An 18,001-nucleotide genomic window follows, 5' to 3' on the forward strand; every position below is an offset into this window, starting at 1 on the left:
CAATTGCAATTGCACGTTCGCAGTTGTTGGGAACGGCTGGAAACGATTGGAATGAGCCGGCATCCGATCGCACCAGTTCGAAGTGGCCGGGGTGAGCATCGCGCATACCGGTTGTATTTCCAGAACGGGTGGCTAGCGTGAGAAGCGACCCGGAAGATCGGCCAGTCGGGAGTCCAGCATGAGCACCGAGACCGCCAGGACGATCCTCGTACCCGGTGCTTGGATGGGCGCCTGGATCTGGGAGCCGATCGCGCAACGCTTGCAGAATCGGGGATTCGATGTCGAGACCGTCACTCTTCGAGGCCTCGAACCGGCGCAGAACACCGACACTATCGCTGCGGTACGGCTCGAGGATCATGCTAGGCAGCTTCTCGAACATGTGAACGCTCTTGACCTTCAGCCGGTGGTTCTGGTGTCGCACTCCTACTCGACCATACCGACCGCGCTGGTAGCCGATCGACTCGGTGGGCAAGTGCGGGGGCTCATCCACGTCGGAGGGTTCCCGCCGGCAGACGGCCGGTCCCTCGTCGACGACTGGGGAGATTCCGACGAGTCCCGGAAACAGGAACTCGAGAACATCCGCGCTGCCGGTGATCTCTGGATGCCGCCGGACCGTAAGATGCTCGAGCATGAGTCAGATCTCTCGCCTGATGACCGAGACTTCCTGGTGAAACACTTCACACCGCATCCAGGCCGTACGATCACCGATCCTGCCCACCTCTCCGCACCCGTGGCTGCACAACCCAGCACCTATGTAGCGCTCTCGTTGCGAGGAGACCAGGAGACGGCCTGGCAGGACGCACCCCTGAGAGCCCAAAAGGCATCGAGTTGGCGGAGGAGATACCTCCGGAGCGGACACTGGCCGATGATCTCCGCGCCCGAAGCGACGACCGATCTCCTTGCCGAAGAGATCGACTTCTACAGCTCTGCTAGACGCGAACGCATGGCCGCAAGCGACGGGTCACACGGACCATCAACCTCGCGATCGAACTCTTCGGCGACCAATTGACGCTGCTGACCCTCCGCGAGATGATCCTCGCTGGTCAGAGACACTCCCGCCTCGTTGAAGACTGACGCTCACCCTCCGTAGGCTGGTGGATGCGGGCTCCATTGCCCTTACCGTGCACTCCGCATCATCTCAACGAAGCAAAGGGTCTTGATTTGCGCATCGCCACTTGGAACATCAACTCGATCCGCACCCGCTTCGGTCGCGTGGTCGACTGGCTCGTTCGCGAAGACATCGACGTGCTCGCCATGCAAGAGATCAAGTGCCGGCCGGACCAGTTTCCGGTCGAAGCCTTCGAACAGGCGGGATACAACCTCGAGATCCACGGCCTCAACCAGTGGAACGGCGTCGCATTCGCCAGCCGCCATGAGATGACCGAGGTGACTCGCGGTTTCGACGGCATGCCCGGGTTCGGCAAGCCGGTGAAGGGTCAGGAGGAGCTGCAGGGCCCCGGCCCGAACGGACTCCCGCTCGAGGCGCGCGCCCTCGGTGTGACGGTCGGAGACCTGCGCCTGTGGAGCCTGTACGTGCCCAACGGACGCGCACTCGACGACCCGCACATGGCCTACAAGCTTGCCTGGCTGGAAGCGCTCAAGAACAGCACTGAAGCCTGGCTCGATGAGGATCCGGATCTCCCGCTCGCCCTCATGGGAGATTGGAACATTATTCCCCTCGACTCCGACTGCGGCGATCCCGGCTTCGTACCGGGCCAGTCGACGCACATCTCCCCCGAGGAACGGGCAGCGTTCGCGGCGTTCGACCCCTTCCTCGACGACGTCGTGCGCCCGATCGTTCCCGAGGGCTACACCTACTGGGATTACAAGGCGGGCAAGTTCCCGAAGAACCAGGGCATTCGCATCGACTTCATCCTCGGATCCCAGGCCTTCTCCGATTCAGTGGTCGATGCGGCGATCCACCGCGAAGAGCGCAAGGGCGATGCTCCGAGCGATCACGTGCCGGTCGTGGCGGAGATCGACCCCTCGCTTCTCGGCGGAACCTTCGAGGACGAGTACGACCGCCCGATGGTGTTCTGATCCGGCACCAGAACCAGCTTCCGTACCCCAAAACTGTCGGGTGCACCTCAAGATCGCGGTGATCTTGAGGTGCACCCGACAGTGAGATGTGCGCCGACGCACGGCACACGCACGTTCCGCCTACCCGGCGATAGCGTCCTTTAGCTTCACACGAGCACCGGTGCGCAGAATCGAGTTGCTGTAGATGCGGGCGCCGATCTGCCACACGATCGCGATCGACACGATCAGCACGCCGAGAGACAGCACGGGCTCCCACCACTCCGCCGTGCCGAGGTAGAGGCGCATCGGCATGCCGATCGGCGCAGAGAAGGGCACGTAGCTCATCACCTGCAGCGCCACCGGGTTGTCGTTGAAGAAGATGATCGCGAAGTAGGGGATCATCACGAGCCACATGACCGGACTCACCGCGGTCGCCATCTCCTCCTGCCGCGACACGAGAGACGCGAGGGCCGCATACATCGCCGCGAGCAAGACGAAGCCGAAGGCGAAGAGGATCCCGAACCAGATCAGCGAGGTCCCGAGTTCGCCGAGCACGAGATCCTGCCCGGTCGCCAGCAACCCGATCGACGCGACCGCCGCGATGGCGACCACCTGCGCAAGTGCCAGAATGCTGTTGCCCAGGATCTTGCCCGCGAGCAGGGCCCGCGCGGAGACCGTGGCCAGGAGGATCTCGACGATGCGCGTCTGCTTCTCCTCCACCACACTCTGCGCGATAGTGGTGCCATAGGTGATCGCACTGAACATGAACACCACACCGAAGGCGACGCCGATGAGATAGGCCAGGGCGGGGTTCTCGCCGTTCGGCTCGAGCAGTTCGACCGCCGGCGCGGCCGAGAGCGCCTGCATCAGTTCGGTGGGCGGGCTATCCTTTGCGAGCACGGTCATGTCGACCGGCGTGTCGCCGCCGGGTACGACTGCAGCGTCGACCTCGCCGTCGAGCACGGCCTCCTCGGCGGCCTCGCGATCCGCCACCGATACACGCTCGAACGCCTCTGCGTCGACCGCGTCTGCGGTCTCCGAGACCACGGCCACCGAGTCCGGGCTGCCGAAGCCTCCCGAGTTGGCCATGAATCCGCTGAAGAGCACCCCGCCGAGCACAAAGACCAGCAAGATCGCGCTCGAGATGATGAAGGACTTGCTCCGCAGCTTGGTGGAGATCTCACGTTCGGCGACGAGCCATGAGGCCTGCGCTGCGCCGGTGCGGCGGGTGGTGCGGGACTGGGCTTGCGACTGGTTCTGCTGTTTCTGGCCCTGCGAAGGAGCCTGCTGCTGGGTCTGCGCGTTCATCGGACGACCTCCTTGAAGATCTGAGCGAGCGACGGGGTGATGGGTGCGAATCGGCGAACGGCGCACTGCGCAGGATCGCTCCCGCTCTGCACGGCTCGCGCCAGCACGGCCTGCGCGGCTTCTGCGGTGTCTGCGTCGAAGCGAGCGAGGCCTCCGTCGAGATGGGTGACTGCAACGCCGGGCTGCTCGCGCACCCAGCCGGCGTCGGCGCTGGCTCCGACGAGTTCGAGCTCGTAGGCGTTGCCGGAGTGCTCTGCACGTAGGCCCTCACGTGATCCCTGGGCGAGGATCCGCCCTCCGCCGATCACGACGACGTCGTCGCAGAGGCGCTCGACGATGTCGAGCTGATGCGACGAGAACAGCACCGGGATACCTTGTGCCGCATAGTCGCGCAGCACGCCGAGGACCACCTCGACGGCGATCGGGTCGAGGCCCGAGAAGGGCTCGTCGAGCACGAGCGCGATCGGATCGTGCACGAGCGCGGCCGCGATCTGGGCGCGCTGCTGGTTGCCGAGCGAGAGGCTTTCGAGTGTGTCATTCGCACGCTCGCCGAGCCCGAGACGCTCGAGCAGTGCTGTCGCCGATCGCTTCGCCGACTCCGCGCCCATGCCGTGCAGGCGACCCAGGTAGACGAGCTGCTCGAGCACCTTCATCTTGGGGTAGAGGCCGCGCTCCTCGGGCATGTACCCGAAGCGGGCGCGGTCTTGCGCGGTCAGCTGGTGACCGTCGAGCTTCACCTCGCCCTCGTCGGCGGAGAGCACCCCCAGGATGATACGCATCGTCGTCGTCTTGCCCGCTCCGTTGCCGCCGACAAACCCGGTCATCCGGCCACCGGCAACCTCGAACCCGACCCCGTCGAGCACTCGGCGTTCGCCGAAGCTGCGCGAGACACCTGTGATCTCGATCATGTTCGCTCCTCTCGTCGTGTGTATTTCACGCTACTGAGCAGAGGCATGCGATCACCTCCCCCGTGAGAGGGAAATCTGCGGCTCAGCTGCTTCAGAGCCCGCCGGCTTCCCCCGTGCGGCGGAGGCGGAGCAGGTACTGCGCCGCTAGCCTGGAACGCATGGGTGCAGCAGACGCGGGAGCCAACGCGGCAGCAGACGCGGGAGCCAACGCGGCAGCAGACGCGGGAGCCAACGCGGCAGCAGACGCAGGAGCGAGTGCCGCAGCACAGGGGCCCGCGGTCTGGGAGCGCCCACGTCCTGGCGCGAAGGGCGTGCGCGCCGATGCGGGCCTCGCGATCCTCTTCGCTATCGGTTCATTCCTTGCCGCTCTGCTCTATCAGCGGACCGGGATCTATGACACCGTGGCCGAACCATGGGTGTGGGTGTTGGGCATCGGCTTGGGCACCCTCCCACTCGCCGCGCGTCGCCGCTGGCCGGTACCGGCTGCGGTAGCCGTCGCCATCGGGTTCTTCATCGTCGGGCAGTTCGGCGTACCCGACATGCTCATGGTGCAGGTCACCATGTTTCTGGCCATGTATTCGATCGGTGCGTGGGAGCGGAACCGCGTGCTGGCGCTCTGGTCGCGCATCGGCATCACCGCTGCGATGTTCGTCTGGGTCGTCACGAACCTCCTGGTCTCCTCCTCAGATACTGCGCTGTTTCCCGGCCTATCTCGCTCGGGCCTCTTCTCGGCATTCGCGACGTTCGCGGTGATCCAGATCCTCACCAACATCATGTACTTCGGCGGCGCATTCCTCTTCGGCGAGCGCTCCTGGCGCGGCGCACGCACTCAGGCCCTGCTCGAGGCGCGCACGCGTGAGCTCGAACTCGAACGGAGCACGAATGCCGCACAGGCCGTCGCGCTCGACCGGCTCGCGATCGCGCGCGAGTTGCACGATGTCGTCGCCCACCACATTTCGATCATGGGGATCCAGGCAGCCGCAGCTCGTCGCAGTCTCACGTCATCACCCGAGCGCACGGCATCTCCGGAGCGCACAGCTTCTCCGGAACAAGCGGCGCAAGCACTCGAAGTAGTCGAGACGAGTGCCCACTCCGCTGTGACCGAGCTGCGGGCGCTGCTGCACACGCTGCGGTCTCCGGGCGCTGAGGCAGCCGCAAGCGATGGATCGGCCGCATCGACCGTCGGGGTGTCGCATCTCGGACAGCTGGTCGAAGAGTCGCAGAGCGCGGGCACACCGACGAACCTGATCGTCGCGGGAGCACCGCACCCCCTCCCCCTGCTCGTCGACGTCGCGCTCTACCGGGTCGTGCAGGAGGCACTGACCAACGTGCGCAAGCATGCCGGACGCGGCGCCCGGGCGACCGTGCGGCTGCGCTTCGAGAGCGACGCGGTCGAAGTCGAGATCACCGACGACGGGCCGCGGCGGCGCCTCGACCGCAGCTCGACGCCCGGAGGCGGCGGATCCGGGCTCGGGTTGCACGGCATGCAGGAGCGACTCGCCGCGGTCGGTGGATCCCTGGACTATGGACGCCGCGAGGGTGATGGCTTCATCACGCGCGCCCGGGTGCCGGTCGCTGCATCTGCCCATAAGAATCGCGTCAGCCCACAAGAATGAGGAAACCACCGCATGATTCGTGTACTGCTCGTCGACGATCAGGAGCTGGTGCGCTCCGGGTTCCGCATCATTCTCGAATCGGAACCCGGCGTCGAAGTCGTCGGTGAGGCCGCCAACGGCGCCGACGCGGTCATGCTCGCAGCGACGACCTCGCCCGACGTGATCTGCATGGATATTGAGATGCCAGTGATGAACGGGATCGAGGCGTCGCGCCAGATCCAGCGGTCTAAGGATGCCTCGGCAGCGGCGATCCTGATCCTCACGACATTCGGCCACGAGCGGTACCTGTTCGATGCGCTGAGTGCCGGAGTGAGCGGCTTCCTGCTGAAGACCGCGCGCGCCGAGCAATTGATCGACGCCGTGCGCACCCTTGCTTCGGGGAACGCGCTACTCGGCCCCGATGTGACTCGTGCAGTCATCGAGCGGGTGTCGCAGGATCGCGCGGCCGCAGCCGGCACCCCGCCTCTGACCGCCTCCCCACCCGCCGGTCACGAAGAGGCCGACCCTCTCGGCGACGCCGGACTCACTGAGCGCGAACGCGACGTACTGCTGCTCCTCGCAGAGGGACTCTCGAACGCTGAGATCGCAGAAAGACTCTTTCTCGGCGAAGCGACCGTGAAGACACATGTCTCGAATCTGCTGCAGAAAGTAGGCGCACGCGATCGCATTCAGGCGGTCGTGTGGGCGCACACCCGCGGCGTCGTCACCTGAGATCAGGTATCGCTGGTCGAGTACTCAGGGCCGCTGGGAGGACGGCATGCACTCCCGCACCTCGATCCAGGTGTCGAGCTCACCCGCCAACTCTCCGGCGAGCTCGGTCACCCGTTCGACGCTCTCGACCCGCACCGCCCAGACGCGGGAGAGCGCCCGACCGTTCTCGTTGTACCAGCCAGGCCTGGTCTCGGCGCCGGGCCCGATGACGACGGCCGCATCCTCGTCGCCGAGCACCTCGGTCCATTCGAGTTCCGAGTTGCTCGCCAAACGATCCTCGAAGCGGGCGAGGTAGCTCGCGGCCTCCTCGATCCACTCCGGCGTGCGCTGACGCATCTCTGCCTCGCGCGTGTGGAGCAACAGCATGTACCGCATGTTCGTTCTCCCTCCCGGCGTGTCACCATGGTGACACCTCACGACACGGGTGTCGAGGGCTCAGGCGTCGGCTATGCGGAGCGACGGCTCCTGATGCGCAGCAGGAGCAGGTAGATCTCGCAGCCGAGGCAGAACCCGAAAGCGGCGTTCAGAAAGGCCGCCAGAAATGCTGCTGCGCCGGCGACGACCAGGGCCCAGGGGAGCCCAGCGAGATGCAGAAGGAGGCCGACTGAGACGACGACGAGCCCGACCCCCTGGGCGAATCGCGGCGGGCGCGGATCCTCCCACTCTTCGGACGGGCGCAGCCGGGGCTGCACCAGCGTTCGGTAGAACGCGGAGAGCGGCTGAGTGCGTGGAGCGATGAGCGACCATGCGAAGAGCAAAGCAACAAGGGCGAGCAGGAGGAACCCCGGATCCGCTGCGCGGTCGAGGACGGTCAGTTCCCCGAGGCGACCCGTCGCCGAGCTTCCGATCGCGGCGAGATAGGTTCCCGCCAGCAGGAGCGCCGAGGTGATGGCCGCGCTGACTCGCGGCCCCCGCGGGTCGATGGCGCCCACCGGCCGAGTGCTCCTGTCTGTCTTCTGGGTGGTCATCGATCTCCTCCTACAACTCGTTCGAGGGCCTGCGACAGCTCGGCCCCGGTGATAGTTCCGCTGAATCGTGCGCGCGGGATCCCCGCACCGTCGAGCAGCAGCACGGTGGGGGTCTGGCGCAGTTCGTGCTTCGCGACGAGCGGCGCGTCGTGGGTGACGTCGATGTGGGCGAAGGCCACGGCCCTGCGCCCTCCCAAGAGGTCCGCTATCCGGCGCCGCACCTGCGGGCAGCGCGCGCAGTACACGGTGCTGAACTGCACGATCGTCGCCCCGGTCCCGAAGGCGTCGAGACCGAAATCGCCGGGATCGAGCGCACGGTCGGCGTCCGGCAGTCGCCTCTCCTCTCCCCTGCGAAACCTGAGCAGCAGACCGGTCGCCACGGCGAGCAGCAGCAGGCCCGCGATGACGGTGAGCGCGGCGAGCGGGGTCATCGCGCCTCGGCCTGGGCAGGATGCGCGAGACGGGGTGCGGCAGCCAAAGACGAGCCGAGGGCGGCGACCCGCAGGCTGCTCTCCCGAGCACCGGGTTCAGTGATGGACATGAGTCGAGATTAGAGTCAAGGGAGCCTCTCCGGAACGACATTGCATAAGATTTCACAATTTGTCCCATAAGTATCGCAGGAATCTGTCGGCGTTCAGTCCCGAGCTCCGTGGGAGGATCGATCCATGACCTCCTCCCCAGCCGACCTTCCCGCCGGCTACCGCCTGCGCCGCGCTCGCTTCGCCGAACTCGACGCCCGGACCTTCCACGACCTCGCCCGCCTGCGCGAGCGCGTCTTCATCGTCGAACAGGAGTGCGCCTACCTCGAACTCGACGGCCGCGATGTCGAAGCGGAGACGGTGCATTTCTGGATCGAAGCCGATCCGGATGTCGCAGCTGGATCGGGTGGGCAGGGGCCGAGGGAACAGCTGCCGGTCATTGCAGCAACCCTGCGCCTGTTGAAAGGCAGACGCGACCACGGCTCCGCTGCGAGCCCGTCAGGCGCTGAAGGCGCGTCGGACGCAGCACAGCAGAGCAGCGACCACGGGTATCCGGCCGACGGCGGACCCTCGTCGAGCGACGGCGATCCGGAACCCCGCGTGATCGGCCGCGTCGTGACCGCCCCCGAGCACCGCGGGCACGGCCTGGCGGCGGTGCTCCTGAGTGCCGCCGTCGCCGAATGCGATGCCTCCGCCGACGCCGAGACCCGCATCGAACTCCACGCACAGTCGCATCTCACCGGCTGGTACGGCCGCTTCGGCTTCGCGCCGTGCGGGCCAGAGTTCCTCGAGGACGGGATCCCGCACACTCCGATGCGGCGACCCACGGGGCTGCCCACGTAGCGAGCCGCATCTCCACCGACCCGCCGAGCTGCCGAGCTGTCGAGCTGTCGAGCTGTCGAGCTGTCGAGGGTATAAAAACTTACGTAAGATTCGACGTTTCCGTGAGTTTTTCGACCCTCGCAGACACGAACGGGGATGGAGGGGGAGCAGGCAGGCAGGCAGGCAGGAAAGAAAGAAAAGTAAGGAAAGGAAGGAAGGAAGCGCGGGACGAACGACAGGGGCAGTGGCAGTGGCAGTGGCAGGGAAGGCACTGGGGCCTAGTGCCCGAGCGAATCCAGCCACTCGTCGACTTCGAGCACGGGCGAGGCCACCCCGTGACGGTGCGCACGCACCGTGATCGACTGCTCCCGCAGCAAGCTGAGCAACTCGACCGGGCCGGCCATGGTGACCGGTTCGGCCCAGAGCGCGCGATCCTGACCACCCATCCACTCGGCCACGCGCACACGATCGCCGCCGATGAGCCGCACACGCTCTTCGGGGATGCCGCCGGCAGTCGCGGGAAGCGCGAGCCGTTCCACCCAGTCCGAGTCGCGCTCGAGCGACACCTCGATGCCCTGTTTCGCGAGCAGGTTCGCGACAGCGTCGGGAAGCACCTTGCCCGTGGAGACGGTGAACGGCGCACGCACCAGCAGGGCTGCTGCGATGACCCGCAGCAGCTGCGCGACGGGCGCGGTCTCTGAAAGCCTGAGCGCCGTGGGCACCGGGCGGTGCCGCAATGCGTTGCGCTCAACGCCGAGGCCGATCGTGTCTTCGACGACGCCGAGCGTTGTCCTCCACGTCAGTGCATCGGCGAGCGCGGCGCGACGCACGGCGTCGAACTGCTCGTAATCGAGCGATTCCTGGGCCGCCTCGATGAGCAGACGCACTTCGGGTTCGAGCCCGCGCAGATGCAGCGTCGTGCTGCGCGTGCCCTCACGCACACGCCACGACCCGAGTGCCACCAACTGATTCGGGCCGCCGGAGAGCGCCGACAATCCGACGCCCTCGCGCCCCCAGCCGCCCGCCGGGCGGCGCTCGACGCGGGGCCTGCAGGTGGCCGAGTTCACGACGAGGCTCGCGGCATTCGCCTCATCCAACCACGCGAGTATCTCGTGCGAATTGAGCGACTGGAGGCCCGCTACCGACCCGCCACCGACCCGACGCTGCAGCGCGAGGGCCTCCGTGAACGTGCGGGCGCGGGCGATGCCGAGCACGGGAAGGCCGTGGGACTGCTCCCAGAACGGCGCATCGGGAGCGACGCCCAGACGCACCCCCGGAGCCCACAGACGCCCGGTATCATCGAGTTGCCGTGGCGCGACGAGCCACTCTTCGCCGCGACCCAGCTCGGTCAGTGCACGCAGCCCGTCTGCATGCGGATGTGTGGCGAGCGGCCCGACGTCAAAGCTCAACGGACCGGTCGATTGTTCGGCCTCGCCCCCGTACTCGTCCCCGACCCCGTCCGCCGCGTTCTGCGCTCCCGGTTCATGCGCAACCGCGGTATCGCCGACACGCAGCGCACGCACGGCATCGGCGAGCTTTGTTTGGAAGGAACGCGATCGGCCGGTTCCTCCGACCAGGATGACCGCATGCGCGGCCTGGGGATCCGCCCCCGCCCCTCGGAACGCCGACGCGATGATGTCGCGCACAGCGTCATCCTCGTCAGCGGAAGGCGTGACCACGATCGCACCGCAGCTCACGAACCAGCCCTCGACGCGCAGATCCGGGCGCACGCGTGCCAGCTCACGGCCGGAAGAGCGCAATCCCACCACGAGCGCACGATCAACGTCACGGGCGAGCGTCCCCGCCAGTGCACGCGGCACCAGCGTCACGACGCCCCGGGTGAGCCCGGCGCCCTCCCACTCTTCGAGCAGCACACCTGCCGTGTGACGCACGGAATCGGGCACCGCCCAGATCACGGTGCTCCCTGCAGCGAGCGCGGTCAGTACGCGCCCCGCCTGCTGGCTCACCGGGGCGACCGCATCGGCGACGATCAGGGCGGTTCCGCCCGGCACGAACTCCGCTCCGCGCACGGCTGCGAGCCCATCGACGAGCTGTGCGGCGTAGCGCCCGGCGTCGATGATGTCGCCGATCTCAGCATCGATCTCGGCGATCGGACGGCCGGTGTCTGCGGCGAGCGACTCGGTGAGTCGGTCGCGGGCGGCTGCGGCGCCGAGCGATGCACGACGCAGACGAGTCGCCCGGGTGCTGTGCAACTGAGCGGACCAGGCCTTCTGGGCTCGATGAGCACTCTCGAGGGCGGAAGCGGCGTCGGCAGGGTCGTCTGGGTGTGCTGCGCTCGCTGGCTCTGCCGCGTCTGTTTCGTACGCTGCAGCTGTCTCGCCTGTTCCCTCATCTGCCGCAGTCGCCCCTGAACCAGTCACCCCTGCACGATGCGCGGCGGCTCGTCGCAGCAGCGCGCTCGCCCACTCGCGGTTCTCGGGGAGCAGCGCATCGGTGCCCGGTTCGTTGGCGAATCCCGACTGCGACACGACGGGGATGCTGCGTTGGGGTTCGAGCTCTTCCAGACGCACCTCGCCCGTCTCGCCTCGCACCAGGCCGAGCACGGCCGCGGTGAGTCCGCCGGTGTCGAACGGGGCAGGATCGTCGGGAGATCGATAGAAGAGTCCGCTGTCGCGCTCACTCGGGTTCCATTCCTGCGAGCGGAGCTGGGTGCGATGCGACGGCGGTGCTGGCTCATCACTGAGCAGGATCGCCTCACGCAATGCCGAGATCTCGCTCTCACGCTCGCTCTCGCCTTCGCCGGCGCTTGTTTCTGCGCTTGTCTCAGCGCTTATTTCTGTGCTTGCACTCTCCGCCGCGAGCACGGCATCGAGCCGGGCGAGTGACGACGCTGGGTCGGCGACCTCGGCGGCAAGCTCGACCACGGTGCTCAGTGCCCCGGAGAACTCGTCAGGAGGCGTGATCGGCAGATGCACCCGGACCTCGCTCGGCACGGGCGCCACCGGCGATTCCGTGTCCGCGCCTTCACCGGCATCGGTGCTTCCGGGTGCGCTCGGTTCCTCGCCCGCACCAGCCCGCGCCGCGCCGCCAGACCGGGCCGCGTCGCCAGACCAGGCTGCCAGCATGCCCGCAAAGGCGGGGGCCACTCCGGCGCGCAATCGCACCACTGGCATCTCGCTCACCCCCGCGGCACGAGCATCATCGAGCACGGCTGCGATGAGCAGAGGATCATCGCTCGCCAAGACCGGACGCAGCGCCGACCCCGAGCGCAGCGCCTCGCGCATCAGTCGCAATGCGTGCGCATCGACAGCAGCGCGGGAGTCGAGCACCGGTACCGGGAGCCCCGAGAGCAGGGAGGCGATTCGTTCTCGACCCAGCATGTGCGCAGGGCCGATCACGGCCTCGAGCGGAGCACCGCCATCACGCGCACGCATGCGAGCCCAGCGCCGGAGACGATCGAGTGCCTCGGTTGACTCCGGCATCTCGGTGGGAAGCAGCAGCCCCGCCCGCACCGAATCGAAGCGGGCATCACCGAGCGCACGCAGCAGCGCCTCGGGAGCGAGCAGCGCGAAGCGATAATCACGCGGCTCGAGCGAGAGTGCGGTGTCGTGTGCGAGACAGGCTTCGAGCAAGGTACGGAGGGCCTCGACAAGCTGTTCGGTGTCTTCGTGTGCGCTCCACCCGTCGCCGCCAGGCATCGGACTGACCGGCACGAGACGCGCCGGATCGACGATGAGTCGGTCGACGTGCGCCCGAGCCGCGAGTGCGACGAGGCGATCGAGCTCGCGCCGGGCACCCTGCGGACCATGGGGTGTTTCACCGCGCACCTCGATCTGCGGGGCGATCCCGCGCGATCTGAACCTTCGCACCGCCGCGCCAAGGCCCGTACCGTTCGGCACCCGGGTCGCCAGGAGCAGGTGCGAGACGCGTTCGCGCAACCAGCGGCGTGCCAGTGGCATGACGGCCCAGGGCAGGCCGAGTGACACGGCCCCCGCGGTGCGTGCGACGGCGCGGTCGCGCAAGGCAAGACTCTCCGGCAGCTCCCTCGACAGGTCACGCAGCCCGTCTGCGGCCACCACCGCGTCGTCGGTCTCGAAGACCAGGTCGAGCAGGCGATGCAGAAACTCCACGCTGTCGGTGTCGCCGTGCGCGCCGATCATGAGGTCGGCGCCGTGCCCGCCTTTCGGTGTGCGACGGTGCAGCTCGGTCGCCCACTCGGCCACGATGGCCGCAGCCCGCTCGGCTGCTCCGCCTCGCTCCGCGCCGCGACCTTCCACCATGTGCCCACTGTATTGGGCGGTGCGGCACTCCTCGGTGCGGCGCGCGGCGCGGGATCCCGACCTCAGGGAATGCCCAGCAGTCGGCGCTCAACTCGGCGGCCCGACAGCCGGCTTCGAGTCGAGCAGCGGGGGCCGATCGTCAGCCCAACGGCCGATCCTCAGCCCAGCGGCCAACCCTTACCCGAGCAGCGCGCGATCCGTCAGCTGCGCGCCCTTGATCTTCGTGAACTCGTCGAGCAGCCCGGCCACGGTGAGCTGTCGCTTCCGCTCGGCGTCGGCCTCGAAGACGATGCGACCCTCGTGCATCATGATGAGGCGATTGCCCAGCTGGAGCGCCTGCTCCATGTTGTGCGTCACCATGAGCGTCGTGAGGCCGCCCTCCGAAACGATGCGCTCGGTGAGAGTCGTGACGAGCGCCGCCCGCTGCGGGTCGAGGGCCGCCGTGTGCTCATCGAGCAGCAGGATGCGGGGCTGCGTGAAGCCCGACATCAGCAGCGAGAGGGCCTGGCGCTGGCCTCCCGAGAGCAGGCCGACCTTCGCGGTCAGCCGATCCTCGAGGCCGAGCTCGAGCTTTGCGAGCTCATCACGGTAGTGGTCTCGACGAGAACGGGAGAGCGCGGGGCCGAGCCCACGGCTCTTGCCGCGCCGTTCGGCGAGCGAGAGGTTCTGCTCGATGGTGAGATCGGGCGCCGTGCCGGCCATGGGGTCTTGGAAGACGCGGCCGATGTACTTCGCCCGCTGATGCTCACCGAGCCGATTGACGCGGTTGCCGTCGATCTCGATGTCGCCCGAATCGACGCTGTAGCGGCCCGAGATCGCGTTCAGCAGCGTCGATTTGCCGGCACCATTCGAACCGATCACCGTGACGAAGTCGCCTTCGCCGAGTCGCAGGTCGAGACCGGCGAGCGCACGCCGCTCGTTCACGGTTCCCGGGAAGAAGGTCTTGGAGATGCTGTTGATGACGAGCATGGCGACTACCTCGCACTCTCAGTGGCGGCGGCTTCATCGCTCGCCGCCGCCAGGTCGGGATCGGGCGATGCGTCGTCGTAGAGCGACGGATCGCGATCCTCAGGGTTCTGGGGCACTCTGCCGCCCCGGGTCTTCCAGGAAGGAATCTTCTTCAGGAAGCCCCAGCGCGGCAGCAGCAGGGCCAGCACGACGAGCAGGGCGGTGATGAGCTTCATGTCGTTCGGGTCGAGGCCGACCTGCAGCGCGAAGAAGATGATCATGCGGTACAGCACCGCGCCGAACACTGCGGCGAAGCTCGCGATCCAGATGAATCGCTGCCCCATCACGGCTTGACCCAGGATCACGGACGCGAGGCCGACGAGGATGAGGCCGATGCCCATGCTGATGTCTGCGAAGCCCTGGTACTGCGCGACGAGTGCGCCGCAGGCGGCGACGAGACCGTTCGAGAGCGACAGGGTGAGGATCTTCGTCGCATCGGTGCTCACGCCGAAGCTGCGGATCATCGGACCGTTATCACCGGTGGCCTGGATGGCGAGCCCGAGGTGAGTCGACAGGAACCAATCGACCGCGAGCTTCACCACCATGACGCCGGCGAAGATGATGATCGTGCTCAACCACGTCTTGGAGATGCCCGCCTCTGCGAGCGGGGTGAACACGGTCTCTGCGCGCAGAAGGGGCAGGTTCGAGGTACCGGAGGATCCCTCGACCGCAGTTCCCATGATGCGCAGGTTGATCGACCACAGGGCGATCATGGTGAGGATCCCGGCCAGCAGCCCGTCGATCTTGCCCTTGGTATGGAGCAGGCCGGTGATGGCCCCGGCGACCAGGCCGGCCGCAGCCCCCGCGAGGGTCGCGACCACCGGGTTGTTGCCGAGCGTGATGAGCGCGGCAGCGGTGGCCGCGCCCGTGGTGAAACTGCCGTCGACGGTGAGGTCGGGGAAGTTGAGGACGCGGAAGGTGAGGTACACCCCGAGCGCCATCACGCCGTAGATGAGGCCCAGTTCGAGAGCGCCGATCATGCGGGGGTCCTACTTCCTTCGTTCCGACGGTGCGTCGGGATCGTCCCGGCGTTCCCTCGATGCGGGCGTCGCCCGAGGTGCTGCGCGGGGGTGGTGCGCGGCCGCGCAGTTCGTGACGCGCTGCGCGGCCGCGGAGTCGTGCGGAGGTCCGTACTACTCGATGATCTCGGCGCCTTCGAGCAGCGACTCGGGCACCTCGACGCCCATGCGCTCGGCAGCACCGGTGTTGATGACGTAGGCGAACTCGTTCGCGACCTCGACAGGCATGGTCGCCGGATCCGCGTCCTCCTGCAGAACCTTGAGCGCCATCTCGCCGGTCTGACGGCCGAGCTCCTCGTAGTCGATGCCGAGCGTCGCAATCGCGCCGCCCTCGACGGTGCCCGACTCAGCGGCGAACACGGGAATCTGCTTCTCTTCCGCGACCTGCACGAGCGCCGCGATGCCGGTCACGACCATGTTGTCGGTCGGCACGTAGATCGCGTCGACGTCGCCCAGCGCCTCGGTGGCCTGCGGGATGTCGTTCGCGGTCGTGACGGTCTGGAGCTCGAGCTCGATGCCGAGGTCGTCGGCGACGCCCTGGGCCTGCTCGACCTGCACCTCGGAGTTCTTCTCGCCCGAGGCGTAGACGATACCCACGGACTTCACGTCGGGAACGATCTCCTGGATCATCTCGAACTGCTCGGCGATGGGCGCCATGTCGCTGGTACCCGTGACATTGCCGCCGGGCTCCTCGTTCGAAGCGACCAGCTCGGCCTCAACCGCGTCGGTGACGGCGGTGAAGAGGATCGGGGTGTCAGCGATCGACTGTGCGAGCGCCTGAGCCGACGGCGTGGCCACGGCGAGGGCGAGATCGAGATCGGCGTCGGCGAAGCCCTGAGCGATTGTCGTGGCCGTGGCCTGCTCGCCCTGAGCGTTCTGCTCGTCGTACTCGACCTCGACGCCGGCGTCTTCGAACGCGGCCTTGAAGCCCTCGGTAGCGGCGTCGAGTGCCGGGTGGGGTGCGAACTGGCTGATACCGATCTTGTAGCTCTCAGCCGCATCGCCGCCTTCGCTGTCCCCACCGTTTCCGGAGGAGCATGCGCTCAGCGTAAGCGCGGCAACGGCGGTGAGACCCGCCGCGGCGAGTGCGCGGCGGCGGAACGAGGTCTGTCGCATAGGGGCGTCCTTCGAACGGGTGCTCGGAGATGCAGCGCCTCGCCGAGCAGCAGAAATACGCGGTACCTGATCGCACCGCTACCTGTAAATCGTAACCGAAACCCGCTGCTCCGCGGACGGCCGCGCATGCGGGCGCCCCGAGCGATTACTGGACGAGGATCACGCGGCCTGGCCGAAGGCTCCGGTTGCCACGATGAGGGCCCGTGCCAGCACCGCGTCGCGCATCATGAAGCCGAGCACCGCGGGCGTCGCCTCCGGGTCGATATCGATATGTTCGACGTCGAGCGCGTGCACCACGAACCAGTAATGGTGCGTGCCCGTGCCCTCGGGAGGCGCGGCACCCGCGAACGCCGCTTCGCGCGTCTCGTTCGGCAGCGTGATCGCGCCTTCGGGGAGCAGCCCCGCGGCGGTGTCTCCGGCACCGGCCGGCAGCGAGGTGACCTGGGCGGGAATATTCGCCACCGCCCAGTGCCAGAAGCCCGAACCCGTCGGGGCATCGGGGTCGTAGCAGGTGACCACAAAACTGCGTGTTTCGGCTGGGAAATCAGACCAGGCGAGCTGCGGGGAGCTGTTCGACCCGCCGGCGTCCGCTGCGTACGTTTCCACCGGCAGCGGTTCGCCGTCTTGGATGTCGCTGCTCGTCAGAACGAACCCGGGCACCTCGCGCATGCCCGCGTAGGGGTTGATCTGGCCGTGGCTCGGGCTCGGGTAGGTCATCATCGACTCCTTCGTCTGCTCTACTGGCGGTTCCCCCACACTATCTCTGCGCGCCGACCGGTGTCCCAGCACCTCGTCTCTCACATCGACCCGAGAAACCGGGCGGCTATACTCGGTCGGAGTGGATCAACACTCGAACGAAGTGAAGTGAGCAATGGCGACGATGGGTTCTGAGCGGGCGCGGGCGACCCTCGCCTACCTCCGCCGCAAGATCACCACTGGCGAATGGCCGGTGGGAGAGCGTATTCCGATCGAGCCTGAGCTTGCCGAGCAGACCGGCGTCGGTCGCTCCACGATTCGTGAGGCCGTGCGGTCTCTCGCGTCCATGGGCATGCTTGAGACCTTGCCCGGCCGCGGAACGTTTGTGCGGTCGGCCAGCCCGACAAGCGCACTGCTCAATGAGTTCCTCGTCGACTTCACGCTCGAAGAGATCCTCAGCTACCGTCGCGCCCTTGAGATCGAGGCCGCCCAGCAGGCCGCGATTCACCGTACCGACGAAGACATTGCCGCACTCGAGAAGGCCGCAGCCGAGGAAGTCGGCTGTTCACGCTGTCCGGTGCTCGGCTTCGGATCCGATGCCGACTCGACGTTCGACAGCAAGTTCCACCGTCTCGTCTTCGATGCGGCGAAGAACCGCCTCCTCGCATCGCTCTACTCGGGCATCAACGATCAGCTGCGCACGCCCGCGCACCGTGGCCGACTCGCGAACGTTGCCACAGGCGCCGAGATGGAACGGGATCACGCCCGCGTGCTCGAAGCCATCAAGCGGCAGGACTTCATCGATGCAGTGCACTCCATGGTCGATCATGTCGATCACGACGTCGTCATCGTGAACGATCAGCACGAAGTCGTGCCCCCGCTCACCCGCACTCCCGAGCAGCAGTTGCGCATCGATCAGGCGCGCGAGGCTCAGGACGATCGGGTCGACGAGCTACGGGACGAGACCGACGAACTTCAGGGGGACGCCGAGGCGCTCCGAGACGGAGCCGCGGAGGCCGCCGCCCGGGGCTGATCCGTGTCACGGGGTTGATCCGTGTCACGGGGTTGAACCGCGTGACCGGGCCCGGGG

Annotated in this window: 16 protein-coding genes; 6 read left to right on the forward strand and 10 right to left on the reverse strand. The window is 67.2% G+C overall.

Going from position 1 to position 18,001, the window contains the following annotated elements; genetic code table 11:
* Window positions 1-178: 178 nt before the first annotated feature.
* Both ACUYV6_RS09915 and ACUYV6_RS09920 read left to right on the forward strand, forming a co-directional pair.
* Window positions 179-1,009 (forward strand): alpha/beta fold hydrolase, encoded by an 831-nt coding sequence (locus ACUYV6_RS09915; protein WP_449278497.1) that lies wholly within the window; start codon window positions 179-181, stop codon window positions 1,007-1,009.
* Between the two features lie 152 nt (window positions 1,010-1,161).
* Window positions 1,162-2,040 (forward strand): exodeoxyribonuclease III, encoded by an 879-nt coding sequence (locus tag ACUYV6_RS09920; protein ID WP_449278498.1) that lies wholly within the window; start codon window positions 1,162-1,164, stop codon window positions 2,038-2,040.
* A gap of 120 nt (window positions 2,041-2,160) precedes the next feature.
* Here ACUYV6_RS09920 and ACUYV6_RS09925 read toward each other — a convergent pair whose 3' ends face one another.
* Complete coding sequence (locus tag ACUYV6_RS09925) at window positions 2,161-3,327, reverse strand: ABC transporter permease (RefSeq protein ID WP_449278499.1); 1,167 nt, start codon at window positions 3,325-3,327, stop codon at window positions 2,161-2,163.
* On the reverse strand, window positions 3,324-4,235 hold the full coding sequence (locus ACUYV6_RS09930) for an ABC transporter ATP-binding protein (protein ID WP_449278500.1): 912 nt from the start codon (window positions 4,233-4,235) through the stop codon (window positions 3,324-3,326). The genes ACUYV6_RS09925 and ACUYV6_RS09930 overlap by 4 nt, the downstream gene beginning before the upstream one ends.
* A 158-nt stretch (window positions 4,236-4,393) precedes the next feature.
* Between ACUYV6_RS09930 and ACUYV6_RS09935 the strand changes: the two genes are divergently transcribed.
* A complete protein-coding gene (locus ACUYV6_RS09935) occupies window positions 4,394-5,851 on the forward strand; it encodes a sensor histidine kinase (protein WP_449278501.1) in 1,458 nt (485 codons plus the stop codon).
* Window positions 5,852-5,863: 12 nt separating this feature from the next.
* Entirely contained in the window at window positions 5,864-6,562 is a 699-nt protein-coding gene (locus tag ACUYV6_RS09940) for a response regulator (protein ID WP_449278502.1), read from the forward strand.
* 24 nt (window positions 6,563-6,586) lie between these two features.
* Here ACUYV6_RS09940 and ACUYV6_RS09945 read toward each other — a convergent pair whose 3' ends face one another.
* The 3 genes from ACUYV6_RS09945 to ACUYV6_RS09955 all read right to left on the reverse strand — a co-directional run bounded on the left by ACUYV6_RS09945 (window position 6,587) and on the right by ACUYV6_RS09955 (window position 7,961).
* The gene (locus ACUYV6_RS09945; RefSeq protein WP_449278503.1) at window positions 6,587-6,937 is read right to left on the reverse strand and encodes a hypothetical protein; all 351 of its coding nucleotides are present in this window, start codon (window positions 6,935-6,937) and stop codon (window positions 6,587-6,589) included.
* A 71-nt stretch (window positions 6,938-7,008) separates the two neighbouring features.
* Window positions 7,009-7,530 carry a DUF4395 family protein gene (locus ACUYV6_RS09950; protein ID WP_449278504.1) on the reverse strand — a complete coding sequence of 174 codons (522 nt, stop codon included), beginning with the start codon at window positions 7,528-7,530 and terminating at the stop codon, window positions 7,009-7,011.
* Window positions 7,527-7,961: a thioredoxin family protein gene (locus tag ACUYV6_RS09955; protein ID WP_449278505.1), complete on the reverse strand. Its 435-nt coding sequence runs from the start codon at window positions 7,959-7,961 to the stop codon at window positions 7,527-7,529. Before ACUYV6_RS09955 ends, ACUYV6_RS09950 begins: the two co-directional genes overlap by 4 nt.
* 234 nt (window positions 7,962-8,195) lie before the next feature.
* Between ACUYV6_RS09955 and ACUYV6_RS09960 the strand changes: the two genes are divergently transcribed.
* Window positions 8,196-8,852: a GNAT family N-acetyltransferase gene (locus ACUYV6_RS09960; protein WP_449278506.1), complete on the forward strand. Its 657-nt coding sequence runs from the start codon at window positions 8,196-8,198 to the stop codon at window positions 8,850-8,852.
* A gap of 257 nt (window positions 8,853-9,109) precedes the next feature.
* Here ACUYV6_RS09960 and ACUYV6_RS09965 read toward each other — a convergent pair whose 3' ends face one another.
* The 5 genes from ACUYV6_RS09965 to ACUYV6_RS09985 form a co-directional block, all read right to left on the reverse strand.
* Window positions 9,110-13,072, reverse strand: a complete 3,963-nt coding sequence (locus ACUYV6_RS09965; RefSeq protein ID WP_449278507.1) for an aldehyde dehydrogenase family protein — start codon at window positions 13,070-13,072, stop codon at window positions 9,110-9,112.
* Window positions 13,073-13,249: 177 nt separating this feature from the next.
* Entirely contained in the window at window positions 13,250-14,041 is a 792-nt protein-coding gene (locus ACUYV6_RS09970) for an ABC transporter ATP-binding protein (protein WP_449278508.1), read from the reverse strand.
* A 5-nt stretch (window positions 14,042-14,046) separates the two neighbouring features.
* Complete coding sequence (locus ACUYV6_RS09975; protein WP_449278509.1) at window positions 14,047-15,060, reverse strand: ABC transporter permease; 1,014 nt, start codon at window positions 15,058-15,060, stop codon at window positions 14,047-14,049.
* Between the two features lie 153 nt (window positions 15,061-15,213).
* A complete protein-coding gene (locus ACUYV6_RS09980; RefSeq protein WP_449278510.1) occupies window positions 15,214-16,215 on the reverse strand; it encodes an ABC transporter substrate-binding protein in 1,002 nt (333 codons plus the stop codon).
* A gap of 159 nt (window positions 16,216-16,374) precedes the next feature.
* Window positions 16,375-16,932, reverse strand: coding sequence for a YbhB/YbcL family Raf kinase inhibitor-like protein (locus tag ACUYV6_RS09985; protein ID WP_449278511.1), 558 nt, complete (start codon window positions 16,930-16,932; stop codon window positions 16,375-16,377).
* A gap of 154 nt (window positions 16,933-17,086) precedes the next feature.
* On the opposite strand from ACUYV6_RS09985, the gene ACUYV6_RS09990 reads away from it, so the two are divergent.
* Window positions 17,087-17,944 carry a FadR/GntR family transcriptional regulator gene (locus tag ACUYV6_RS09990; RefSeq protein ID WP_449278512.1) on the forward strand — a complete coding sequence of 286 codons (858 nt, stop codon included), beginning with the start codon at window positions 17,087-17,089 and terminating at the stop codon, window positions 17,942-17,944.
* The last annotated feature ends 57 nt before the right edge of the window (window positions 17,945-18,001 follow it).

The sequence above is a fragment of the Leucobacter sp. GX24907 genome, from assembly GCF_053567335.1.